The 23,677-nt window shown below is 61.8% G+C and carries 21 protein-coding genes and 2 pseudogenes; 12 read left to right on the forward strand and 11 right to left on the reverse strand.

Translation table 11 applies throughout. From position 1 onward, the window contains the following. Positions 1-36 precede the first annotated feature (36 nt). From tyrS to anmK, 4 genes and pseudogenes are all read right to left on the reverse strand, one after another. Positions 37-1,311, reverse strand: coding sequence for a tyrosine--tRNA ligase (gene tyrS / locus QY76_RS11640; protein ID WP_034163451.1), 1,275 nt, complete (start codon positions 1,309-1,311; stop codon positions 37-39). 198 nt (positions 1,312-1,509) lie between these two features. Further along, positions 1,510-2,163 carry a pyridoxamine 5'-phosphate oxidase gene (pdxH, locus tag QY76_RS11645; RefSeq protein WP_034163463.1) on the reverse strand — a complete coding sequence of 218 codons (654 nt, stop codon included), beginning with the start codon at positions 2,161-2,163 and terminating at the stop codon, positions 1,510-1,512. Between the two features lie 252 nt (positions 2,164-2,415). Then, the gene (locus QY76_RS11650; protein WP_081854130.1) at positions 2,416-2,721 is read right to left on the reverse strand and encodes an MliC family protein; all 306 of its coding nucleotides are present in this window, start codon (positions 2,719-2,721) and stop codon (positions 2,416-2,418) included. A 20-nt stretch (positions 2,722-2,741) separates the two neighbouring features. Next, positions 2,742-3,871: pseudogene (anmK, locus tag QY76_RS11655) on the reverse strand (anhydro-N-acetylmuramic acid kinase). A gap of 382 nt (positions 3,872-4,253) precedes the next feature. On the opposite strand from anmK, the gene QY76_RS11660 reads away from it, so the two are divergent. Further along, positions 4,254-4,721, forward strand: a complete 468-nt coding sequence (locus QY76_RS11660; RefSeq protein ID WP_034163465.1) for a glycine zipper 2TM domain-containing protein — start codon at positions 4,254-4,256, stop codon at positions 4,719-4,721. Between the two features lie 70 nt (positions 4,722-4,791). Here the strand turns inward: QY76_RS11660 and slyA are convergent, their stop codons facing one another. Next, positions 4,792-5,223, reverse strand: a complete 432-nt coding sequence (gene slyA / locus QY76_RS11665; protein ID WP_034163466.1) for a transcriptional regulator SlyA — start codon at positions 5,221-5,223, stop codon at positions 4,792-4,794. 843 nt (positions 5,224-6,066) lie between these two features. Here slyA and gloA point away from each other — a divergent pair. From gloA to QY76_RS11680, 3 genes are all read left to right on the forward strand, one after another. Further along, positions 6,067-6,474 carry a lactoylglutathione lyase gene (gene gloA, locus QY76_RS11670; RefSeq protein ID WP_034163467.1) on the forward strand — a complete coding sequence of 136 codons (408 nt, stop codon included), beginning with the start codon at positions 6,067-6,069 and terminating at the stop codon, positions 6,472-6,474. Between the two features lie 133 nt (positions 6,475-6,607). Further along, positions 6,608-7,273, forward strand: coding sequence for a ribonuclease T (rnt, locus tag QY76_RS11675; protein ID WP_034163468.1), 666 nt, complete (start codon positions 6,608-6,610; stop codon positions 7,271-7,273). Between the two features lie 159 nt (positions 7,274-7,432). Then, on the forward strand, positions 7,433-8,755 hold the full coding sequence (locus tag QY76_RS11680) for a Na+/H+ antiporter family protein (RefSeq protein ID WP_049648822.1): 1,323 nt from the start codon (positions 7,433-7,435) through the stop codon (positions 8,753-8,755). A gap of 68 nt (positions 8,756-8,823) precedes the next feature. On the opposite strand, the gene QY76_RS11685 is transcribed toward QY76_RS11680, so the two are convergent. Beyond that, a complete protein-coding gene (locus QY76_RS11685; protein ID WP_015461457.1) occupies positions 8,824-9,168 on the reverse strand; it encodes a Grx4 family monothiol glutaredoxin in 345 nt (114 codons plus the stop codon). A 451-nt stretch (positions 9,169-9,619) separates the two neighbouring features. Between QY76_RS11685 and QY76_RS11690 the strand changes: the two genes are divergently transcribed. Both QY76_RS11690 and sodB read left to right on the forward strand, forming a co-directional pair. Beyond that, a complete protein-coding gene (locus QY76_RS11690; RefSeq protein ID WP_034163470.1) occupies positions 9,620-10,474 on the forward strand; it encodes a C40 family peptidase in 855 nt (284 codons plus the stop codon). A gap of 265 nt (positions 10,475-10,739) precedes the next feature. Then, the gene (gene sodB / locus QY76_RS11695) at positions 10,740-11,318 is read left to right on the forward strand and encodes a superoxide dismutase [Fe] (protein WP_045427688.1); all 579 of its coding nucleotides are present in this window, start codon (positions 10,740-10,742) and stop codon (positions 11,316-11,318) included. A gap of 62 nt (positions 11,319-11,380) precedes the next feature. On the opposite strand, the gene QY76_RS18770 is transcribed toward sodB, so the two are convergent. Beyond that, positions 11,381-11,470 (reverse strand): YnhF family membrane protein, encoded by a 90-nt coding sequence (locus tag QY76_RS18770; protein ID WP_095666566.1) that lies wholly within the window; start codon positions 11,468-11,470, stop codon positions 11,381-11,383. A gap of 354 nt (positions 11,471-11,824) precedes the next feature. Between QY76_RS18770 and purR the strand changes: the two genes are divergently transcribed. Genes purR through QY76_RS11710 form a run of 4 tightly spaced genes read left to right on the forward strand, consistent with a single transcriptional unit; the run spans position 11,825 to position 15,081 of the window. Continuing rightward, the gene (purR, locus tag QY76_RS11700) at positions 11,825-12,850 is read left to right on the forward strand and encodes an HTH-type transcriptional repressor PurR (RefSeq protein ID WP_034163472.1); all 1,026 of its coding nucleotides are present in this window, start codon (positions 11,825-11,827) and stop codon (positions 12,848-12,850) included. A gap of 4 nt (positions 12,851-12,854) precedes the next feature. Further along, positions 12,855-13,406, forward strand: coding sequence for a hypothetical protein (locus QY76_RS19330; protein ID WP_235439386.1), 552 nt, complete (start codon positions 12,855-12,857; stop codon positions 13,404-13,406). A 6-nt stretch (positions 13,407-13,412) separates the two neighbouring features. Continuing rightward, positions 13,413-14,471 carry a hypothetical protein gene (locus QY76_RS11705; protein ID WP_235439387.1) on the forward strand — a complete coding sequence of 353 codons (1,059 nt, stop codon included), beginning with the start codon at positions 13,413-13,415 and terminating at the stop codon, positions 14,469-14,471. Continuing rightward, positions 14,458-15,081 carry an ATP-binding cassette domain-containing protein gene (locus QY76_RS11710; RefSeq protein WP_034163474.1) on the forward strand — a complete coding sequence of 208 codons (624 nt, stop codon included), beginning with the start codon at positions 14,458-14,460 and terminating at the stop codon, positions 15,079-15,081. Before QY76_RS11705 ends, QY76_RS11710 begins: the two co-directional genes overlap by 14 nt. Here the strand turns inward: QY76_RS11710 and punR are convergent. Further along, positions 15,062-15,976 carry a DNA-binding transcriptional activator PunR gene (gene punR / locus QY76_RS11715; protein WP_034163475.1) on the reverse strand — a complete coding sequence of 305 codons (915 nt, stop codon included), beginning with the start codon at positions 15,974-15,976 and terminating at the stop codon, positions 15,062-15,064. The genes QY76_RS11710 and punR overlap by 20 nt on opposite strands. 139 nt (positions 15,977-16,115) lie before the next feature. Here punR and punC point away from each other — a divergent pair, with 139 nt between their 5' ends. Together punC and cfa are read left to right on the forward strand one after the other, a co-directional pair. Then, the gene (gene punC, locus QY76_RS11720; RefSeq protein ID WP_045427682.1) at positions 16,116-17,330 is read left to right on the forward strand and encodes a purine nucleoside transporter PunC; all 1,215 of its coding nucleotides are present in this window, start codon (positions 16,116-16,118) and stop codon (positions 17,328-17,330) included. Positions 17,331-17,539: 209 nt separating this feature from the next. Continuing rightward, a complete protein-coding gene (gene cfa, locus QY76_RS11725) occupies positions 17,540-18,691 on the forward strand; it encodes a cyclopropane fatty acyl phospholipid synthase (RefSeq protein WP_045427679.1) in 1,152 nt (383 codons plus the stop codon). 52 nt (positions 18,692-18,743) lie between these two features. Here the strand turns inward: cfa and QY76_RS11730 are convergent, their stop codons facing one another. From QY76_RS11730 to QY76_RS11740, 3 genes and pseudogenes are all read right to left on the reverse strand, one after another. Then, complete coding sequence (locus tag QY76_RS11730) at positions 18,744-21,908, reverse strand: CusA/CzcA family heavy metal efflux RND transporter (protein WP_045427676.1); 3,165 nt, start codon at positions 21,906-21,908, stop codon at positions 18,744-18,746. After that, positions 21,901-23,207: pseudogene (locus tag QY76_RS11735) on the reverse strand (efflux RND transporter periplasmic adaptor subunit). The gene QY76_RS11730 and the pseudogene QY76_RS11735 overlap by 8 nt, the downstream one beginning before the upstream one ends. A gap of 97 nt (positions 23,208-23,304) precedes the next feature. After that, positions 23,305-23,652, reverse strand: a complete 348-nt coding sequence (locus QY76_RS11740; protein WP_034163479.1) for a copper-binding protein — start codon at positions 23,650-23,652, stop codon at positions 23,305-23,307. Between the last annotated feature and the right edge of the window lie 25 nt (positions 23,653-23,677).

The following is a 23,677-nucleotide window of genomic DNA, read 5'->3' on the forward strand; positions in this document are numbered from 1 at the left end:
TATTAACGGGGGCCGCAGCCCCCTTGATTGCTGTGATTACTTCCAGCAGATCAGGCAATAGTTCTTCTTGCCGCGACGCAGCAGCGTATAGCGGCTAAACAGACGATCGCCGTCGCTGAAAGTGTATTCAGGGTCGGACTGTTTCTCACCGTTGACGGTGACCGCGTTAGAGGCGATGGTTTTACGCGCCTGGCCACGCGACGGCTGCAGTTCGGCGTCAACCAACGCCTGCTGCAGATCGGCGCCTTTATCCATTTCGACCATCGGCATGCCATCCTGTGCCAGCTGGGCAAAGTCGGCCTCGGTCATCTCGCTCAGGCTGCCGGAGAACAGGCTATGGGTGATGCGTTTCGCCGCCTCCAGCCCCGCCTCGCCGTGCACCAAGCGCGTCACCGCCTCGGCCAGCACATACTGCGCGCGCGGCGCCTTGCCGCTGTTCTTATCTTCCTCTTCCAGCGCATTGATCTCCTCAATGTCCATAAAGGTGAAGAATTTCAGGAAACGGTATACGTCGGCATCGGCGGTATTGATCCAGAACTGGTAAAACTTGTACGGGCTGGTCTTTTTCGGATCCAGCCATACCGCGCCGCCTTCGGTCTTGCCAAACTTGGTCCCGTCGGCCTTGGTGATCAGCGGGACGGTCAGCCCCCACACCTGCTGCTGGTTCATGCGGCGGGTCAGGTCGATGCCGGAGGTAATGTTCCCCCACTGATCGGATCCGCCGATCTGCAGTTCGACGCCGTGCATACGGTTCAGGCTGGCAAAGTCATAGCCCTGCAGCAGGTTGTAGGAGAACTCGGTGAAGGAGATCCCCACATCGTCACGGTTCAGACGCTGCTTAACTGCCTCTTTGTTAATCATCTGGTTAACAGAGAAGTGCTTGCCGATATCGCGCAGGAAGGTCAGCACATTCATGCCGCCAAACCAATCGTAGTTATTGGCGGCAATCGCGCTGTTGCTCCCACAGTCGAAGTCCAGAAACGGCGCTACCTGACGGCGGATTTTATCCACCCAGCTCTGCACCGTCTCTTCGGTGTTCAGCTTACGCTCGGTCGCCTTAAAGCTCGGATCGCCGATCAGACCGGTCGCCCCGCCCACCAGCGCCACCGGCTTATGCCCGGCCTGCTGGAAGCGCTTAAGGCACAGCAGGGGAACCAGATGGCCCAAGTGCAAGCTGTCAGCGGTCGGATCGAATCCGCAATACAGTGCGATGGGCCCCTGCGCCAGTCGCTCTGCCAACGCTTCTTCATCCGTAACCTGGGCAACGAGGCCCCGCTCTTGCAGTTGTTTAATCAGGTTGCTGCTTGCCATTAATAACTCCATTAGTGTTAACACACACCGTTACCCTCGCGGGGCGGTGTCAAGGCGGATAATAAACGCTATAGGATAAAGCGCCGCGCTCCGTCACGCCAGCCTTTACAGGGGAAATTACGCCGTTAGGCTGTGTCCGTAACCGTTTGAGGGTTAAGGCGTAGCCAAATGGCCGCCGCCGCCGTCCCTGTCCCCAACCTAGGGCGCCAGGCGGTCAATTTGCCAACCACCCCCATCGCGCTGATACAGAAAACGATCGTGCAGGCGGCTTTCGCGTCCCTGCCAAAATTCGATGGTCTGCAGCGATACCCGATAGCCGCCCCAAAAGCTAGGCAGTGGGATCTCACCCTGCAAAAACTTCTGCTTCAGCTCCAAAAACTTGCTCTCCAGGATCCCGCGGGTGGAGATGCGCGCCGACTGGTGTGACACCCAGGCGGCAATCTGACTGTCCTTCGGTCTGCTGTGAAAATACTTCATCACCTCCAGGGCCGAGAGACGGTGAGCCGTGCCGGTGATGCTGACCTGTCGATCCAGCATATGCCAGGGGAAGTGCAGGCTAATACGCGGATTCTCCTCCAGCTGCTGAGCCTTATTGCTGCCCAGATTGGTATAAAACACCATGCCCTGCGCATCGTAGTGCTTCAGCAGCACGATGCGCTGATGGGGTTGGCCGGACTTATCCACCGTCGCCACGCACATGGCGGTCGGATCGGCCAGACGCGCATCGCACGCCTGACGCAGCCAGCGTTCGAACAGATCTAGCGGATTGGCGGTTAAATCACGGCGGCGCAGGCCGCCGCGCACATAGTCGCGGCGCAGATCGGCAATATCAAACTCGTTGTTTTCACTCATATTCAACGTCCTGCCAGCGGAGATAGGTTCATTCTGCACGCTGGCCGTCACAATCTCAATCGCCTGCGTTTCCCCGCCCCCCGTCAGGCGGGAGGGATCGGGGATTTTGCCATACAAATTCCTCCCGAGCGGCGCTAGGCGACGATCGGGAATGAGATGTAATTCATTGATAATAAACATGATAAGCTCACCACCTGCCGCAGGGCGAGCCGGACGGTGACAGCAGGGGGGAAACTATAGGGACAGTCGGGCTCAGCGCTGCAGCCGGCAATCATTCAGGATTAGATGCCCGTCACGCTCGACAAAAGCGCCCTCGCCCTTAGACCAGAAGGTATAGCGGCCATCGCTGTAGCGCACGCCCGATGCCGAGAGCGTCTGTGGCAGCGTCAGCGCGTTGCCGTCCAGCACCAGACGCACCTGGCGCCGGGCATTATCCTGTTGTAGGGTCAGCGGCAGCGTGCCACAGCGATAGTGCAGCGTCTGTGGCGGGGTGACGCCGAGCCACTGACACCCGCCCAGCGTCAGCATGGCGGTTACCGCGAGGGAAAAGCGCATCATAGAGCCCTCCGTTGATAAAGCTATAGAGCGATACCGGCATCGTAGGGATTGACCGGGTAGATGGCGCCCAGCAGCGTCGGACGATCGGCGCCGGTCACCGACGGCAGGTTGCCGGGCAGTCCCGAGAGCGTCCGGTAGGCCAGCCAGGCAAAGGCCAGCGCCTCCATATCATCCGCGCTGACGCCGTATTTATCGGTCGACGCGACCTCGGTGCCCGGCAGCAGGGCCGCCAGCCGGGCCATCACCAGCGGATTGTGAACGCCGCCGCCGCAGACCAGCAGGCGCTCGCAGCCGCCGGCCAGCTGTACCTGATCGGCGATGCTGCGCGCCGTCAGCTCCGCCAGCGTCGCCTGGACATCCCGGGCGTCCACGCCGGGCCAACGCTGCAGGTGCCGCTCCAGCCAGCCGAGATTAAACAGCTCCCGTCCGGTACTTTTCGGCGCCGGACGCGCAAAATAGGGATCCGCCAGCATCTGCGCCAGCAGCGCGCTAAGAACGCGACCGCCGCGCGCCCAGACGGCGTCGGCGTCGTACGGACGTCCGCACCGGCGCCAGATCCAGGCATCCATCAGCATATTGCCCGGCCCGGTATCAAAGCCGCGTACCGCCGCGCCAGGCAGCAGCAGCGATAAATTGGCGATCCCCCGATATTCAGCACCATGCGTCGCTCGCCGGGGTGGGCCAGCAGCGCATGATGAAACGCCGGAACCAGCGGGGCGCCCTGCCCGCCATAAGCCATATCGCGCCGCCGAAAATCGCCCACCGTGGCGATCCCTGTCAGCGCCGCTACGCGGTTATTATCCCCCAGCTGCAGCGTAAACGGCGCGCTCCCGTCGGGCTGATGCCAGACGGTCTGCCCATGGCAACCGATGGCCACGATATCATGGGCCGTCAGCCTCTGGCGCTGCAGCAGCTGATTGACCGCCTCGGCATACAGCGTGCCCAGGACCCGATCCAACTCGCCCACCGCCGCCAGCGTCGTCTCCTGCCCCTGGCTCATGGCCAGGATCGCCGTCTTGACCTCATGGGGAATGGGGTGAACGTAGCGTCCCTGGTGTGCCACCAGCGTTTCATCGATCGCGGCCAGAACCACATCAATACCGTCCAGGCTGGTGCCGGACATAATGCCGATATAGCGTCCCGTTTTCATTTTCTCTTCCGACTCCGGTGGTGCGACGCGCCGCGCAGGCCGTCGCCGGTATTTCGTCCAGCCTATCACCCAACTCACGGATCGACTTAACTTTTATCAATATCGGCGCCAATTGCGGATAAATCCGACGCCAGCAAAAAGCTGCAACATAATTTCCGGATTCCGACTTCTTAAGCTACCGTTTTATCATTAGAATAACATTATACATGCCATACTGATGGGCAGTACGCCACCGTCGGCGACGGTTTACCCACGGTTAAGCCATTTTGACATACACTGAAGCTACGCTCGTCCCGCGGGCGCGTCCGGTCATGAGGCTCAGCCATCTCACCGCCGCCCCCTGGGAAAGAACACGGGTAATGGTAATAAAAGGAACCTAATCATGATGAAGCGTCTTATTATTGTCGCTATTGCCACGGCAACCCTGGCGGGCTGTGCCAATACCAGCACCCTGTCCGGTGACGTGTACAGCGCCAATCAGGCCAAGCAGGTACAGCAGGTAACATATGGCACCATCGTCTCCATGGAGCCGGTACAGATTCAGGCCGGTAACGAGGCGAACGTGATCGGCACCATCGGTGGCGCCGTCATCGGTGGTCTGCTGGGTAACACCATCGGCGGCGGCACCGGACGCAGCCTGGCGACCGCCGCAGGCGCCGTCGCGGGCGGCGTGGCTGGCAACAGCATTGAGGGCGCGGTCAACCGTACCAATGGCGTCCAACTGGTGATCCGTCTCGACAGCGGTAAGACCATCGCCGTGGTGCAGAAAAACGACAAGCAGGCTTTCCGGGTTAATCAGCGCGTGATGCTGCTGAGCAACGGCAGCACCGTTAACGTCTCGCCGATGTGATCCCGCGCCAATAAAAAAAACCGGAGGCATGCCTTCCGGTTTTTTTTTGACTGCTCGAACGCGGCGCTGTTTATTTATTCTGTAAATGAATAATGTTCTGCTCCAGACGTTCGACCAGACTGGTCAACAGCGAGACCTCATCCGCTGAGATACCGTCCAGGATTTCACTGCGCGTCAGCGAAATCACGTCGGTCACTTCCTTAATCACGGGTTCGGCACCGTCCGTCAGCTTAATGCGTTTGGCGCGGCGATCGTTAGCACAGATATGTCGAGTAATCAGCCCTTTATCTTCCAGCTGATCCAGCGTACGTACCAGTGACGGCTGTTCAATGCCAATCGCCTTGGCCAGCTGAATCTGTGACTGCTCAGGCGGCAGGCGATGAATGTTATACAGCGTCACCCAATGCGTCTGCGTCAGCTCCAGCGGCTTCAGTCGCTGATCGATCAAGGCGCGCCATACACGCACCAACCGTGATAAATCCGACCCCAATGTTGATTCCAATTTAATCTCCTTATAATGAGCGTGCTAATCCATAAACCCGATACACCGTCATCACCGTCCCGTGTCCAGAAGCCACGACTCAGCGTGCTGCTCCCCTATGGACCGGATCCGGCGGCGCGATGCCCGTTGGTTTCCCCCTTCCGGTGAAACGCAGCGGTCAGGCTTCAGGCGGCGAGCTCCTTTCGGCTATGGCACCGAACGGTAACGCATCATCATCCCGATGCCCGTGCCGGGTACATATCGGCCAATTCCTTTGTGATGCACTCCCCCACGTCTATGGACGCCAAAAGCATCGATAGCCGAGCGGTTGCGTGCGAATAATATTAACCAGTTAGCTAAACAATATAAAGCAAAATAATGAAAAAAATCTTATTCATGCTTATTGTTTGCTCATTAATAAACATACATATTGCAAATATATCAAAATTAATCGTGGCCTATCACATAATACACCACGAGAATGCGCTAGGCCTGCTACGCACAGGCTGGGCGGGCGATCGCGCCGTCGCCCCCGCCCACCGACGCCTCATTTATTGATTTAACCTGCATGATAAAAATGCAACATAAATATCTATCACACAAATTTCATCCAATGCCGGGAAGAAACATCAAATAATTATTTAAGCCATTATGATAACAATTAATCTATTAAAAGTGTTAAAGCGCCTCTGGGTCCGTCACCGCCCTACGCCACCCGCGGATCGCCGCGCCGGTGACCCGCCGGGATCCACGCAATAGACGCTTCGCCAAACCACCCAGCCCTGCGGGTTTGGCGTTGCCAAGCCGGCGGCCGCTGTGACACTATTGAAACGTCTTTTTACTTTGTCAGCGTTGAGGATAACTATGCGTGTACTTCATACCATGCTGCGGGTCACTGACCTGAAGCGCTCCGTCGACTTTTATACCCAGGTACTGGGCATGCGCCTGCTGCGCACCAGCGAAAACGAAGCCTATAAATACTCTCTTGCCTTCGTCGGCTATGGCGATGAGAGCCAAGGCGCCGTGATCGAGCTGACCTATAACTGGGGCGTCGATAGCTATGAGATGGGCAGCGCCTTCGGCCATATCGCCCTCGGCGTCGATAGCGTCGCCGCTACCGTTGAACAGATCCGCCGCGCCGGCGGCAACATTACCCGTGAGGCGGGCCCGGTCAAGGGCGGCCATACGATCATCGCCTTTGTCGAAGATCCCGACGGCTATAAAATCGAGCTGATCGAAAACCGCTCGGCCAGCGAAGGGCTGGGCCGCTAACGCCCCGTCCCTTTCACCCGGGCGGACGCAATATGTGCCGCCCGCCCCCCTTCTCATTGGCCATCCCCGTGTAAAACACGGCGAAATTTGCCATAATACGCGCTGCATTCAAAATAAAGACACCAACGAACCCATGGCTGACACCTCTAATCTCAACGCGCTGAGCGCGCGCTTTCGTGGCTTTTACCCGGTCGTCATCGACGTCGAAACCGCGGGCTTTGACGCCAATTGCAACGCCCTGCTGGAAATTGCTGCCGTCACTCTGCGAATGAGCGACGACGGCTGGCTGGAAACCGATCAGTGCCTGCATTTTCATATCGCTCCCTTTGAGGGCGCCGTGCTCTCGCCAGAGGCGCTGGCCTTTAACGGTATCGATCCACACAACCCGCTGCGCGGCGCCGTCAGCGAATATACCGCGCTGCACGCCATCTTTAAGATGGTGCGCAAGGGAATTAAAGATCAGGCGTGCAATCGCGCGGTGGTGGTGGCCCACAACGCCCACTTTGACCACTCCTTTCTGATGGCGGCCGCAGAGCGCGCCGGGCTGAAGCGCAACCCATTCCATCCGTTCGCCACCTTCGATACCGCCGCTCTCAGCGGGCTGGTTCTCGGCCAAACGGTGCTGGCCAAGGCCTGCATCAGCGCGGAGATCCCCTTCGACAGCGCCCAGGCCCATTCGGCCCTGTATGACACCCAGCAGACCGCCACGCTGTTCTGTGAGCTGGTGAACCGCTGGAAACGCCTGGGCGGCTGGCCCCCGGCTGGCCTGAACGATGCCGACCTCTCCGCGGAGGCATAGCCGCCCCCCGCAGACCACGCCCGCTCCGCGGGCGTTTTTTATTCCGCCCCGCGGCGGCGGGGAAAAGGTCACGCCAGGGTATTTTTTTGTCGTGCCACGCACGGAAACATGCTAATAATCCTGCTATTGCCTTGAACGACTTTTAGGACATTGACGTCTATGAATGCTGTTGTAATTGCCGTGGTCGTAATGCTGCTCCTCAGCCTGCTGCGGGTCAACGTGGTGATCGCCCTGATCGTCGCCTCGCTGGTTGCCGGCCTGAGCGGCGGTCTCACGCTGGACACCACGATCGCCACCTTCAGCGGTGGGTTGGGCGGCGGCGCGGAGATCGCCCTCAGCTACGCCATGCTGGGTACCTTCGCCGTCGCGATTTCGCGCTCCGGGATCACCGACGTGCTGGCCCACGGCGTGATCCGCCGCATGGGGCTGGCGCCGAGCACCCACCGCCTGTTCTGGTTTAAATACGGTCTGCTGCTGATCCTGACGCTGATCGCCATCTCGTCGCAGAACCTGATCCCCATCCACATTGCCTTTATTCCCATTCTGATCCCGCCGCTGCTGCACCTGTTTTCGCGGATGAATCTCGATCGGCGCGCGGTAGCCTGCGTGCTGACCTTTGGCCTGATCACCCCTTATATGGTGCTGCCGATCGGCTTTGGCGGCATCTTCCTGAACAATATTCTGCTGAAAAACCTCAATGAGAATGGGCTGCAGGTCACCGCCGCCCAGGTGCCCAGCGCCATGCTGCTGCCGGGGCTGGGGATGCTGTTCGGTCTGCTGTTGGCCATCTTCTTCAGCTACCGCAGGCCGCGCCGCTATAGCGAAGGGCGCATCCTCTCCGCCGAGCCGGAGCATAAGCGTATTCATTTACGGGCCGTATGGGTCGCCGTTGTCGCCATCATCGCCGCCCTAGGAGTACAGCTGGCGACCAACTCCATCGTGCTCGGAGCGCTGATGGGTTTTGTGGTGTTTATTCTCGGCGGCGTGATCCACTGGCGGGATACTCAGGATGTCTTTACCCGCGGGGTGCATATGATGGCGATGATCGGCTTTATCATGATCACTGCCTCCGGGTTCGCCGCCGTGATCAAAGCCACCGGCAGCGTAGATACGCTGGTGACCTCCATCGAGGGGGCGATCGGCGGCAGCCGGGGACTGGCCGCGTTTCTGATGCTGGTGGTCGGGCTGGTCATCACCATGGGCATCGGCTCCTCCTTCTCCACGGTGCCGATCATCGCGGCAATCTATGTGCCCCTGTGCATTGCCTTTGGCTTCTCCCCCATGGCGACCATCGCCATTATCGGCGTCTCCGGGGCGCTGGGGGATGCCGGATCGCCGGCCTCTGACTCCACCCTGGGGCCAACCTCTGGGCTGAATATGGACGGCCAGCACGATCACATCTGGGATTCGGTGGTGCCCACCTTCCTGCACTACAACCTGCCGCTGCTCGGTTTCGGCTGGGCGGCGGCGATGATCCTCTAGCAAGCGGCCCCTGCCGATATGCAAAAGGCGCCCTGCGGCGCCTTTTTACATGGCCTAACGCCGCGCGATCAGGCGTTGTCCTGCGCCGCTGAGCCGTGGCGCGCCGCGGCCTCTTTGATCAGCGTCTGCAGCTCGCCGCGCTGATACATCTCCAGCACGATGTCACACCCGCCGATCAGCTCACCCTCGACCCACAGCTGCGGAAAGGTCGGCCAGTTAGCAAACTTCGGCAGCTCGGCGCGGATGTCCGGGTTCTGCAGGATATCCACGTAGGCAAAGCGCTCGCCGCAGGCAGACAGCGCCTGCACCGCCTGCGCAGAAAAGCCGCAGCTCGGCAGCTTCGGTGAGCCTTTCATATACAGCAGAATCGGGTTCTCGGCGATCTGGCGCTGAATCTTTTCGATAGTAGTCATGGTCTTTACTTCCTTAAATATCCAGTGTTATAGCGGTAACGCAGTATATTGTCATTATCGCCCGCGTCGACCGCGGCAGACAAGGGATGGGGCACGAAAGGCGCCTCCCCCGCCCGCCGCAGGACGCGCGGCGTCGGATTGCACTATTGTAGCGGCGGGCGAGGCAGGAAAAAAACACCATCTTTTGCAGGGTCTATTGCACAGCGCGCTGCCGCGGCAGCGCATCGCCTCTCCGCCAGCCGCACATTATTCGCCCATTATCCTGCTCAAGCATTTTTTAATAGGTAATCTCACTGTAAAAAAGCCCTCTCTGTCGCTAAATCAGACAATTGAAATATTTACTCACAATTAGACGCGAATACGTAAACATCAGTACTGTTATGTTCAGCATATTTTAATTAATACTGTTTCAGCGTTTTTATTTTAGTTTTTAGCCTGGAAGCGACTGATCATGCGTCTATTCGTTGCGCTCTTTGTATTGCTGTTTACCCAATGGTTTACCACCTCAGCGACTGCGTCACCGGCACACAAAGTCATCGCCGATCAGCGAAAAGCCACGGCTGGCCACAGCCAGAGCGGCGAGCGTAAAAAACGCAGGGCAGATGCCGGGGCGCAGAAGAGCCGCAGCGCGGCGTCTCATCTCCCCGCCCGGGAGAAGCGCGCGGCGCACACTCCCCACCGCACGGCGGCTGCGCCGCAGCACGCCGCCGCCGAGCACAGGGCAAAAGCGCGCCACCGCGGCGAGAAACCCCTTGCGCGGCACGCAAGCGCACAGGCGGCGTCGCACCGGGGCAAAAAAGCCTATGGCCGCCCCTCGGCCCTTAAGACGGCCCGCCACGCAGCCGGCCGCCATGAGGATAGCCAGCCGATCCACATGAGTCCGCTGCACAAGAAGCGCTATCAGCACGCCAAACAGACGGCGATGAATAAGCTGATGCGTCAGATAGGTAAACCCTACCGCTGGGGCGGCACCTCTCCCCATACCGGCTTTGACTGCAGCGGCCTTATCTATTACGCCTACCAGGATCTGCTGAACATCAAAATGCCGCGCACCGCTAACGAGATGTACCACCTGCGCGACGCCGCGCCGGTCAAGCGCGCCGAGCTGCAGCGCGGCGATCTGGTGTTCTTTCAGATCCACGGGCGCGGCGCCGCCGATCACGTCGGCGTCTATCTGGGCAACGGCAAATTTATTCAGTCTCCGCGCACCGGCGAGGAGATTCGCGTCAGCTATCTGGGCGATGACTACTGGCAGGATCACTACCTGGGCGCCCGCCGCGTCATGACCCCGAAAACCATCCGCTAACGCTCTCGCCACGGCATCTCCCCCCGCGGTGGCCCCCGACACCCGGCTTCCACGCGCCGTTTTCACCGCGTGTCTGCTACACATTTCGCCACTCAGTCAGCTAAAATACACCTGCCCCCTGTCTTTCACGGCAAAACTTGCTAGAATCACAAACCATAACAAGCGGACAACAAGATTTTTTCATTTTTGTCTAACCGCCGGCGGCGTCTTACGTGCGTTGCTTACGGATTAACCGTCTTGCCACAGAAGCATTAAGGAGAGAGCTATGTCATTTGAATTACCTGCATTACCGTACGCCATGAATGCGCTGGAACCGCATATCTCCGCCGAAACGCTGGAATACCACTACGGTAAGCACCACAACGCCTATGTGGTCAACCTGAATAATCTGATCAAAGGCACGGAGTTCGAAGGGAAATCGCTGGAAGAGATCGTGAAGAGCGCCTCCGGCGGTATCTTTAACAACGCCGCTCAGGTGTGGAACCACACCTTCTACTGGCACTGTCTCTCCCCGAACGGCGGCGGCGAGCCACGCGGCGCCCTGGCTGACGCCATCAACGCCGCCTTCGGCTCATTTGCCGCGTTCAAAGACGCGTTGACCAAGTCTGCCGTCGGCAACTTCGGCTCCGGCTGGACCTGGCTGGTGAAAAAGGCGGACGGCACCCTGGCCATCGTCAACACCGCTAACGCCGCGACCCCGCTGACCGGCGACGACAAGCCGCTGCTGACCGTGGACGTATGGGAGCACGCCTACTACATCGACTACCGTAACGCTCGCCCGGTGTACCTGGAAAACTTCTGGGCGCTGGTAAACTGGGAGTTCGTCGCCCAGAATCTGGCGTAACCGGCCGCAGAGATAAAAAAGGCGCTCACCGAGCGCCTTTTTTATTTATGCCACCCGCTGACTTAGTGCAGTGCGGCGATCAGGCTGGCCACGACGATCAGCGCCAGCGCCACCACCGTTGTTACCAGAGAATACTTCAGATCGTTTTCCATCCTGACACCTCATGTTTTACGTTCCGGATCAATTTTTACTGACTTGAAAGTTCGCACAAAACCCGTGTTAAATCATTTTTACATAAATCACATCTTAAAACACGCAGAAAATCTTATGATTACATCCTGCGCAAATCGCCAATTAGTGCTTCCCCTTTTGCCTGAGATCAGACAGAATTTGCGGTTTACTGCCGCGTGCCGACGCTATAATTCTAAACAAGAAATGGCAAACGTCACCCTATTGCGCAAACGCGCCGGCGCCGAGCCGCGCTGTCAGGCGTATTTTCCGATGCACGCAGGCAAACGATTAACAAAACGGCGACGCAGCGCGTACGCCCAGGAGTCATTTGTTTCATGGCAACGATTAAAGATGTGGCAAAGCGCGCAGGCGTATCGACCACCACGGTGTCTCACGTCATCAATAAAACCCGCTTTGTCGCCGACGAGACCAAAGCCGCCGTCTGGGAGGCCATTAAAGAACTACACTACTCCCCCAGCGCCGTTGCCCGCAGCCTGAAGGTCAACCACACCAAATCCATCGGCCTGCTGGCGACCTCCAGCGAGGCGCCGTACTTTGCCGAGGTCATCGAATCGGTAGAGAATAGCTGCTACAGCCAAGGCTATACCCTGATCCTGTGTAACTCCCACAATAATCTGGAGAAGCAGAAAGCCTACCTGGCCATGCTGGCGCAGAAACGCGTCGACGGCCTGCTGGTGATGTGCTCCGAATACCCGGAAAACCTGCTGGAGATCCTGGAGGACTACCGCCACATCCCGATGGTGGTCATGGACTGGGGAACCCGCCGCAGCGACTTTACCGACGCTATCCAGGACAACGCCTTCGAGGGAGGCTATCTGGCCGGCCGTTACCTGATCGAGCGTGGCCACCGCGACATTGGCGCCATCACCGGCCCGGTATCGCGCAACACCGGCGGCGGTCGACTGCGCGGCTTCCTCAAGGCGCTGCAGGAGGCCAATATCACGCCGCAGGAGTCATGGCTGGTCGAAGGCGACTTCGAGCCGGAGTCCGGCTATGCGGCGATGCAAAACATTCTGGCGCAGAAACAGCGTCCGACGGCGGTGTTTGTCGGCGGCGACATCATGGCGATGGGCGCCATTTGCGCAGCGGATGAGATGGGACTGCGCGTACCGCAGGATATCTCCGTCATCGGCTACGATAACGTGCGCAACGCCCGCTACTTTACCCCGGCGCTGACCACCATTCATCAGCCCAAGGAGCGCCTTGGCGCCATGGCGTTCGACATGCTGCTCGATCGCATTACCAGCAAGCGCGAGGACGCCCAAACCATCGAAGTACATCCTAAGCTGGTTGAGCGCCGCTCCGTGGCCGACGGACCGTTCATCGACTACCGCCGCTAAGCGCGTGTCTCGGCTAGTCCTGTTTCCCGCGCTGGTGCTGCTGTCCGGCGCGCTGCCGCTGGCGGCGATGGTCCCGGCAACCCTACTGCCGCTGACCGGACAGGATGCAGGACAGGCGCTGCAGCGACTGCTGCAGTGGCCCGCGCTCGGTCACAGCCTCGGTCTGTCGCTGTGGATAGCGCTGGGGGCCAGCGCCGGTGCCCTGCTGCTGGCGCTGGCGCTGGCCGGGTTCACCCTGCGGCGTCAGCGTCAGCATGCGCTGGCGCCGGCGCTGCTGTTGGCGGCCCCCCACATCGCCCTGGCCACCGGCCTGCTGATGCTGCTGGCGCCAACCGGCCTGCTGTGGCGCCTGATGGCGCCGCTGTTTGGCTGGCAGCAGCCGCCCGACCTGCCGCTTCCCAACGATCCCTACGGCCTGAGCCTCTCGCTGCTCCTGCTGTTAAAAGAGACCCCCTTTTTCTATTTGCTTACCCTGAATCTGGCCGCCCGCTGCGCGGCGCCGCGGCAGCTGCGTATCGGCGCCGCGCTGGGCTATCCCCCGGCGCAGGGCTGGTGACGTATCGTGGTTCCGCAGCTGCTGCCGGGGCTACGCCTGCCCATGTTCTGCGTCCTGGCCTTTGCCCTGTCGGCGCTGGATCTGGCGCAGTTGCTCGGTCCGCAGCGGCCGCTGCTGTTTGCGCAGCTGCTGTGGCAGTGGATTGCCGACGGTGGGCAGACGGCGCTAGCGGCCCTCGGGGCGCTGCTGCTGATGCTCTTAAACGCGCTGGCGCTGCTGCTCTGGTATGGCATAGAGCGCCTGTGGGTCGCCGTGGGCCGCCGGCCCCCGCGACGACGCGTCGCCCTCGGCGGGTCAGCGGCCTATGCCGCCTTTTGGCCCCTGGCGCTGACCGCTGCGGCCTACCTGATGCTGGTGCTGATTTCGCTGGCCCAGCGCTGGCCCTTTGCGCAACGCTGGCCGCAGCAGTGGCGCTATGACAGCTGGCTGTACAGCCTCAGTGACTGGAGCGCCCCGCTGTGGCATACCCTGTGCATCGCGCTGGCGGTCAATCTGCTGGCGCTGATCCTGGCGCTCGGCACGCTGGAGTGGTATGCCCTGAGACGGCGGGCCCCCGGTGCCTGGCTGCTGTTGCCGCTGCTGCTGCCGCAGATGGGGCTGATCTTCGGCCTGCAGTATTTCGCCGCCCGCAGCCAGCTGCTGGGCAGCTACCCGCTGGTTATCTATGGCCAGCTGTTGTTCGTCACCCCCTACTACCTGCTGACGCTGTCCGGCGCCTGGCTGCGTTTCGATACGCGTCAGATCCGGGTAGCGCTGGCGTTAGGTAAGACGCCCTGGCAGGCCTTTTACCGGATTAAGCTGCCGCAGATGCTGCCGGCGCTGCGGCTGACGGTGGCCTTTGGCATCGCGGTCAGCGTCGGCATGTATCTGCCGACGCTGGGGCTGGGCGCCGGGCGGCTGCCGACCCTGGCCACGGAAACCGTCGCCTATGCCAGCGGCATCGATCGCCGCCTGGCCGCCATCGGCGCCCTGTGGCAAACCCTGCTACCGCTGCCGGCATTTTTGCTGGCGCTGTGGCTGCCGCGGCGCGGTATACGAGGAGCAACGTCGCATGACCACCCTTAATCTCCGCCAGCTGAGCGTCGAACTGGCCGGGCGTCCCCTGCTGGCACCGTTGACGCTGACGGTCGCGCCGGGGGAGATCGTCACGCTGATGGGCCCCAGCGGCTGCGGCAAATCCACCCTGCTGGCCGGGATCGGCGGCCATCTGCAGCCGCCGCTGGTCGCCCGCGGCGAAGTCTGGCTGGATCGGCGCAGCCTGAGCCGCGTGCCGCCCTGGCGGCGCGGGATCGGGCTGCTGTTTCAGGATGATGTTCTGTTCCCACACCTGACTGTAGCGCAGAATCTGCGTTTTGCCCTGCCGCCGGGGGTATCGGATGAGGCGGTGACGCGCGCGCTGCAGCAGGCGGAGCTGGCCGGACGGGGCGCCAGCTATCCCGCCGCCCTCTCAGGGGGGCAGCGCGCGCGCATCAGCGTACTGCGCACGCTGCTGGCCGCGCCCTCGGCCCTGCTGCTCGATGAGCCCTTCTCCCGCCTGGACGCCCCGCTGCGCCGCCGTTTTCGCCGCTGGGTCTACGGGCAGATCGCCGAACGCGCCATTCCCGCGATCCTAGTCACCCACGATCGCGCCGACGTTCCGCCCGACGGACGGATCGTCACGCTGGCTGCGGCATAAGCCACTCCTGATTCATGGTACGGGTATCGCCCAGATACTCCAGCAGCCACTCAAGGGCCGGCGAACGGCTGTGATCCTGCCAGGTCACACAGCAGGCGCTGTCGGGAAACGACTGGCACAGGCGCAGCGCATGCAGGCGCCCGGCGGCAATTAGCGGCTCGGCGGCGTGGGCCGGCATCAGGCCGACGCACAGCCCGGCCTCCAGACAGTCGATGGCGCACGGCCAGTCCGGCGCCACCAAGCGCCGCTGGTTATCGAGCAGCCAGGTATCCCGCTTGGGCAACGTCCGTGAGGTATCCTCGATGCTCAGCGCCGGAAAAGGGCGCAGGCGGTCGTCGTCCACCTCGCCGTCAAACGCGGCCAGCGGGTGGTCGGGGCTGACCACGCAGCGCCAGCGCAGAAAGCCCATATCGCGGAAGGCGTAGCGCCCGCCGGCGGGTACCGCCCGCGTCGCGCCGATCGCCACCTCAACCCGCCCGTTGATCAGCGCGTCCCACACGCCGTTGAACACCTCGCTGTGGATCATCAGCTCCATATCGGGGAAGTGACGGTAAAAGTCCACTACTAGCTGCTGGCAACGCTGCGGACGGACGATGCGATCCACCGCGACATGGAACTGACCGCGCCAGCCGTTGGCGACCTGCTGACACTGGCGCCGAGTGGCATTCATTTTTTTGATAATACTGCGGGCCTCATCGACAAAAAACGCCCCGGCCTCGGTCAACTCAACGTCACGGTGACGTCGTTCAAACAGCGGTACCGCCAGCCAGTTCTCCAGCTGACGTACGGTATAGCTAACGGCAGAGGGCACCCTATGCAGCTCCTGCGCCGCCGCGCTGAAGCTCCCGGTGCGGGCAACCGCATCCACCACCTCCAGCGAATATTCTGACCACATGTTCAGCCCCTCGATATTATGCTTTCAAAAATTTTCATCCATCATGCCAAATAATAGCGTTTCACAACGCTGACGTCAGCCCATAAACTCTCACCCGTCACATTCTCCGCCTGCAACATATTCATAACGAGTCAAAATAATGAGAAGTAAATCAGGTTTTATGATCTATCTGGCTGGCCTCAGTATGCTGGGGTACCTGGCCACCGATATGTATCTGCCCGCCTTTGGCGCCATGCGCCACGACCTGGGCGCCTCCGCTGGCGCCATCAGCGCCAGCCTGAGCATCTTTCTGGCCGGCTTTGCCTTTGCGCAGCTGCTGTGGGGACCGCTCTCCGATCGCATCGGACGCAAACCGGTTCTGCTGTTAGGGCTGGGCATGTTCGCCCTGGCCTGCCTGGGGATGCTGTGGGTCGGCAATACCACCCAGCTGCTGATCCTGCGCTTCGTGCAGGCCGTCGGGGTCTGCTCCGCGGCGGTCACCTGGCAGGCTTTGGTTATCGATCGCTACAGCAAAGGGGTCGCCAACCGCGTCTTCGCCACGGTCATGCCGCTGGTCGCCCTGTCGCCGGCGCTGGCGCCGCTGCTCGGCGCCTGGCTGCTCAACCACTTTGAATGGCAGGCTATCTTCGCCGTGCTGTTCGCCATCACTCTGCTGCTGATGATCCCGACCCTGTGTCTGCAGGAGCACCGGGCGGCGGCTAACCGTCAGGCGCCGCGCATCGGTTTCCTGCGCCTGATGCGCTCTAATGTCTTCAGCGGCAACGTGCTGATCTACGCCGCCTGCTCCGCCGGCTTCTTCGCCTGGCTGACCGGCTCGCCGTTTATTCTGGGCGAGATGGGCTATAGCCCGAACGATATCGGCCTGAGCTATGTACCGCAGACCATCGCCTTCCTGCTGGGCGGATACGGCTGCCGGGCGCTGCTGAGCCGCATCGGCGGTACCCTGCTGCTGCCGTGGCTGCTGGTGATCTACTCGCTGAGCATGCTGGCGATGCTGGTGATGGCCCTCAGCTACCAGCCCGGCCTGCTAACGCTGCTGGTCCCGTTCTGCGTCATGGCGATGATGAACGGCGCTATCTATCCTATCGTGGTGGCCAGCGCCCTGACGCCCTTCCCAAACAACAGCGGCAAAGCGGCGGCGCTGCAGAACACGCTGCAGCTGGGCGTCTGCTTCCTGGCCAGCCTGCTGGTGTCGGCGCTGATCCACATGCCGCTGCTGGCGACCTCCGCCATCATGGCCGGCACCATTCCGCTGGTTGCGCTGGGGTATTGGCTTAAAAGTGACAGCGTCACAACTATGCTGGAAAAACGCCGCGAACAGCAGCGCGGTCAGCACGCCCTCTCCCGCCGCTGATTTCCACGCCGACGCGCTGGGTCTCCCGGCGCGTCTGGCAATGTCTCCTCCCCGCCTTGAGCCTCTTTTCCCTCCGGCCTATACTGAACAGAATGTGACCAGCCTTGCGTTTTACGCAGCAGGCCGTGGACAGCAACAGCCCTCCGCTCGCTGAAAAGCCGGCGACGCCATCAGGCTGACCGTCCATCCGATTTGGCGAGGGAGCAACGATGAGCGCATCATGTGTAGAAGAGATCAGCGAACAGAATGACACCTGGCAACGCATCGCCAGCGAGATGCTGGGCCGGGCCGGGATCACACTCAACGGTGAGCGGCCCTATGATATCCAGGTTATCCATCCGCATTTTTACCGCCGTGTACTGCAGCAGGGGTCGCTGGGGCTCGGCGAAAGCTATATGGATGGCTGGTGGCAATGCGAACGACTAGATATCTTCTTTCATAAGGTATTGCGCGCCGGCTTGGAGCGTCAGCTACCGTACCATTGGCGCGACACCCTGCGCGTCGCCGGCGCCCGCCTGACCAACCTGCAGTCTCGCCGCCGCGCCTGGACGGTGGGGCGCGAACACTACGATCTGGGCAACGACCTCTTCAGCCAGATGCTTGATCCCGAGATGCAGTACTCCTGCGCCTATTGGAAGCAGGCCGAGAGCCTGGAGCAGGCACAGCGGGATAAGCTGCGTTTGATCTGTGAGAAACTTCAGCTGCGTCCCGGCATGGCCCTGCTGGACATCGGCTGTGGCTGGGGGGGGCTGGCCGCCTACGCCGCCCGCCACTACGGGGTGCGGGTCGATGGGGTGACCATCTCGGCCGAACAGCAGAAGCTGGCCGCCGCACGCTGCCACGGGTTGGATGTACGCATCCTGTTGCAGGACTACCGCGATCTGAACGCGCGCTACGATCGCATCGTCTCCGTCGGCATGTTCGAACACGTCGGACCAAAGAACTATGCCACCTATTTCGCCGTCGCACGGCGCAATCTCAAGGATGACGGGCTGTTCCTGCTGCATACCATCGGCGCCAACCGCACCACGCCGGATGTCGACCCCTGGATCAATAAGTATATCTTCCCCAACGGCTGTATCCCTTCGCTACGCCACATCGCCCGGGCCAGTGAGCCGCTCTTTGTGATGGAGGACTGGCATAACATCGGCGCCGACTACGACCGTACCTTGATGGCCTGGCAACAGCGCTTCCTCGCTGCCTGGCCGGCGCTGCAGCAACGCTACTCCGAACGCTTCTTCCGCATGTTCAACTACTATCTGTGTGCCTGCGCCGGGGCGTTCCGCGCTCGCGATATCCAACTCTGGCAGGTTCTGTTCTCCCCACAGGGGATCGCTGGAGGAATACGCGCCGCGCGCTAGGGAAAGGGATGCGCCAAGCGGGCGGCATGCTCAAGGCGTGCCGCCCGTTTTTCTACGCTGAAGTGTCCGTCCGGCGCGTAGCTCGGCGTTGGCGATGCAGCCAGATCAGCTTATAGGCCGCCGGGATGATAAACAGCGACAGCAGCGGCGCAGTGATCATCCCGCCGATCATCGGTGCGGCGATGCGGCTCATCACCTCCGAGCCGGCGCCCGTTCCCCACAGAATCGGCAGCAGACCGGCGATGATCACCGCCACGGTCATCGCCTTGGGGCGCACCCGCAGCACCGCGCCGTGATACAACGCCTCATCCAGCGCGGCCGGGGTAAAGCGCTCAGCGTGGCTCAGCGCCGGATCCTGCTCGATGGCCTGGCGCAGGTACATCAGCATCACCACGCCAAACTCGGCGGCCACGCCGGCCAGGGCGATAAAGCCGGTGCCGGTGGCGACCGACAGATGGAACCCCTGCCAGTAGAGAAACCAGATGCCACCCACCAGGGCGAAGGGCAGACTCATCAGGATCAGCAGCGCCTCTTCTACTCGCCGGAAGGCCAGGTAGAGCAGCACGAAGATGATCACCAGCGTCATCGGCACCATCAGCATCAGCTTGCGGTTGGCATGCTCCAGCAGCTCGAACTGGCCGGAGAAGCTGACGCTGGTGCCCGGCGCCAGGGTGACCTCGCGCTGGATCGCCGTCTTCAGATCTTCGACCACCGACACCATATCGCGCCCGCGGGCATCGATATAGATCCAGCTGGCCGGGCGCGCATTCTCCGTCTTCAGCATCGATGGCCCAGAGACCACGCGCACCTCGGCCACATCGCCCAGGGTGATCTGTTGATTGAGCGGCGTCAGGATCGGCAGCCGGCGCAGCGCCTCGGGCGAATCCCGCCAGCTCTGGGGATAGCGCAACGCAATCGGATAGCGCGCCACCCCTTCGACGGTCTCCCCCACCATCGCCCCGCCGATGGCCGATGAGACGAACAGCTGCACATCGGCGACCGTCATCCCGTAGCGGGCGGCCCGCTGGCGCTGGATCTGAATATCGAGGTAGCGCCCCCCCTCCAGGCGCTCCGCCAGCGCCGAAACCACCCCGGGTACCCCCTTAGCCACCGCCTCAATACGCTGGGCCGTGACGTCGATGTCGCCCAGCACGGTACCCGACACCTTGATGCCGATCGGGCTCTTGATGCCGGTCGAGAGCATGTCGATACGGTTGCGGATCGGCGGAACCCACAGGTTAGCCAGCCCCGGCAGACGCACCGTGGCGTCGAGTTCGGCGATGATCTTGTCCATCGTCATTCCCGGACGCCACTGATCCTGCGGCTTCAGCTGAATGGTGGTCTCGATCATCTCCAGCGGCGCCGAGTCGGTCGCGCTCTCCGCCTTCCCGCTCTTACCAAAGACGCTGGCCACCTCCGGCACCTGCCTGATCAGTTTGTCCGTGGTCTGTAGCAGCTGCGCCGCCTGAGCCGGCGAAATCCCCGGCAGCGTCGAGGGCATGTACAGCAGATCGCCCTCGTTGATGTTCGGCAAAAACTCGCCGCCGAGGCGCTCCAACGGCCAGATCACCGTCACTATCGACAGCGCCGCCGCCAGCAGGGTGAGCCGCGGCCAGCGCAGCACGGCGAGCAACAGCGGATGATAGATCCTGATCAGAAAACGATTCAGGGGATTGCGGCTCTCCGGCGGGATGTCGCCCCGGATCCAGAACCCCATCAGGATCGGAATGACGACGATCGCCAGCGCCGCCGCGCCGGCCATGGCATAGGTCTTGGTGAAGGCCAGCGGGCCAAACAGCCGCCCCTCCTGCCCTTCCAGAGTGAAGATCGGGATGAAGGAGAGCGTGATGATCAGCAGGCTGATAAACAGCGCCGGCCCCACCTCGACCGCGGCATCCGTGATCACCCGCCAGCGCGTCGCGTTGTCGATAGGGCTGTCGGGATGACGATGCGCCCACTCCTCCAGGCGCTTATGGGCGTTCTCGATCATCACGATCGCCGCATCGACCATCGCCCCCACCGCAATGGCGATCCCCCCCAGCGACATGATATTGGCGTTCAGCCCCTGGTAGCGCATGATGATAAAGGCGATGCACAGCCCCAGCGGCAGGGAGACGATCGCCACCAGCGCCGAGCGCACATGCCACAGGAACAGGGCACAGACCAGCGCCACCACGATAAACTCCTCGATAAGCTTGGCGCTAAGGTTGTCGATGGCCCGATCGATCAGCTGGCTGCGGTCATAGGTTGTCACCACCTCCACCCCCGGCGGCAGACTGCCCTGCAGCGCGGCCAGCTTCGCCTTCACCGCCGAGATCACCTGGCGCGCGTTCTCGCCCGAGCGCAGGATCACCACCCCGCCGGCCACCTCGCCCTCGCCGTTCAGCTCGGCGATCCCCCTGCGCATCTCCGGCCCGATCTGGACCCGCGCGACGTCCTGCAGATAGACCGGTACGCCATCCTGGCCGCTCTTCAGAACGATGTGGTTAAAATCGTCGAGGGTGCGCAGATAGCCGCTGGCGCGCACCATATACTCCGCCTCGGCCAGCTCCAGCGACGCGCCGCCCGCCTCCTGATTGGATGCCCCGACGGCCTGCTTCACCGCCGCCAGGCTGATGCCATACTGCGCCAGCTTCAGCGGATCGACCTGGATCTGATACTGCTTCACCACCCCGCCGACCGAGGCAACCTCGGCGACGTTGGGGATGGTCTTCAGCTCATACTTCAGGAACCAGTCCTGCAGCGAGCGCAGCTCGGCCAGGTCGTGTCGCCCGCTCTTAGCCAGCAGCGCATACTCGAAGATCCAGCCGACCCCGGTGGCATCGGGGCCGATCTCCGCGCTGACGCCCGCCGGCAGCTTACCCTGCACCTGATTCAGGTACTCCAGTACCCGCGAGCGCGCCCAATAGAGGTCGGTGCCATCGGCGAAGATCACATAGACGTAGGAGGTGCCGAACTGGGAGAAGCCGCGCACCGTCTTGGCCCCCGGCACCGACAGCATGGTGGTGGTCAATGGATAGGTGACCTGATCCTCCACCAGCTGCGGGGCCTGCCCCGGGTAGCTGGTCTTGATGATCACCTGGACGTCGGAGAGGTCGGGCAGCGCATCCACCGGCGTGTTGGCGATGGTCCAGGCGCCCCAGATACCGAGGAACAGGACGCCCATCATGACCAAGAAGCGGTTCGCCACCGCGCGTCGAATAATCCATTCAATCATGGCGCGCGTCTCCGTGTCCGGCGTGCGACGCGGAGGGAGCCGGTGCGCCAGGGGATGACGGCGCATCTCCCCCACCCGCCTGACGCATACGCGCCAGCGCGCCGCTGATACTGGCCTCCGAATCGATCAGGAACAGGCCGTTGACCACTACCGATTCCCCCTCCGTCAGCCCCGCGGCGATCCCCGCCTGCTGCTGCGCCTCCTGCGCCACCGCGACGCGCTTCGGCAGGAAGCGCCCGTCCTGCGTCACGGTGATCACATGCTGCTCGGCGCCGCTATCGACGATCGCCTGGGCGGGGATCAGCAGCAGCGGCCGGCTCTGCGTCTCAAGATGCAGCGTGGCGTTCATGCCGGGCTTCAGTCTGCCGTCGGGATTGGCCACCGCAAGGCGGATCTGCAGGGTGCGCGTCGCCGGATCGGCGCTGGGCAGCGTGCGCCAGTCGCGCACCGAGAAACGCTGCTGTGGATAGGCGGGCACCGTCAGCTCGAAGCGGCTATCCGCGTTCAGCTGCGCGGCCATCGCCTCCGGCAGCGCAGCGCTGACCCAGACTGGGTCGATACCCTGGATCTGCGCCACCGTCTTATCCTTGGAGAAGTTCATCCCGGCGCGCAGATCGAAGGCGGTAATCACCCCGTCGATCGGCGCGCGCAGGGTAAAGCGCGTCTGGATGCGCCGGGCGGTGCGCAGGCGCTGAATATCCTCCTCCGGCATCCCGCTCAGGCGCAGACGCTCCAGCACCCCTTGGCGCTGCGCCTCCTGGCCGCCCCCCGGCTGAGTCAGCAGCAGATATTCACTCTGTGCCTCGACCCAGGCCGGGATGGTGATATCGACCAGCGGGCTGCCGCGCGCGATCCGATCGCCGTTGGTCAACGGGTAGACCTTCTCGACAAACCCCTCCGCACGCGCCTGCACGATCGCGTATTGATACTCGTTAAAGCTGATGGTGGCGGGCAGCGTAAGTGCGTCGCGCAGCGTCCCCCGTCGCACCGCGGCCGTCTTCAGCCCCAGATTCTGCCGCTGGGCGGGATCGATGCGTACGCCGCCATCCTGCCCCTCCGCGCCGCCCTCGTCGGCGTATTTCGGCACCAGATCCATGTCCATAAAGGGGGATTTCCCCGGCTGGTCGAATTTGACATCGGGTTTCATCGGGTCATACCAGAACAGCACGCGGCGTTCGGCCGGCGCCGTGGCGGCTGACGATGTCAGATTCAGATAAGGATACAGGGCGACGGTGATCGCCCCCCCAGAATGAGGCCGCCGGCAAGCGCCGCGGCATACTTTATATTTAGAGCGGGCATGACAATCCCCATTCGCGAGCCGGTCATTCACGACGGACGCAGAGTCGAACGGCCGGAGTCCCCTCGGGAACCTCCGGCATCAATAGCATCGCTGCGATCAGATGGCATGGATGGCGGTTAACCGTGAGATCGCGCCCTGCTGAACAAACGAGAAGGAGACCCGATCGCCGGCCTTTACTCCCGCGACCTGGCTCGCCTCATCGAAGGTAAAGCGCATGGTCATCGCCGGCCAGTCCAATTCGGGGATCGCCGGGTGACTGATGGTGATCTTATTACTCTGCAAATCAATCGCCTTCACCTCGCCGCGGGTCGTTACCTGTGGCGTCTGCACCTGATCGGCCGCCGCCGGCTGAGCGTGTTGATGGCCATTCTCCGCCGCCAGCGCTGGGACGCTGCCCGCCATGATGAAAGCCGTACATAAAGCCACTTTGATCGCTGTTTTCATACAATTCACTCCATTGGATTAAGGG

Origin of the sequence: Edwardsiella sp. EA181011 (genome assembly GCF_000800725.1) — a bacterium.
GTDB classification, from domain to species: domain Bacteria; phylum Pseudomonadota; class Gammaproteobacteria; order Enterobacterales; family Enterobacteriaceae; genus Edwardsiella; species Edwardsiella anguillarum.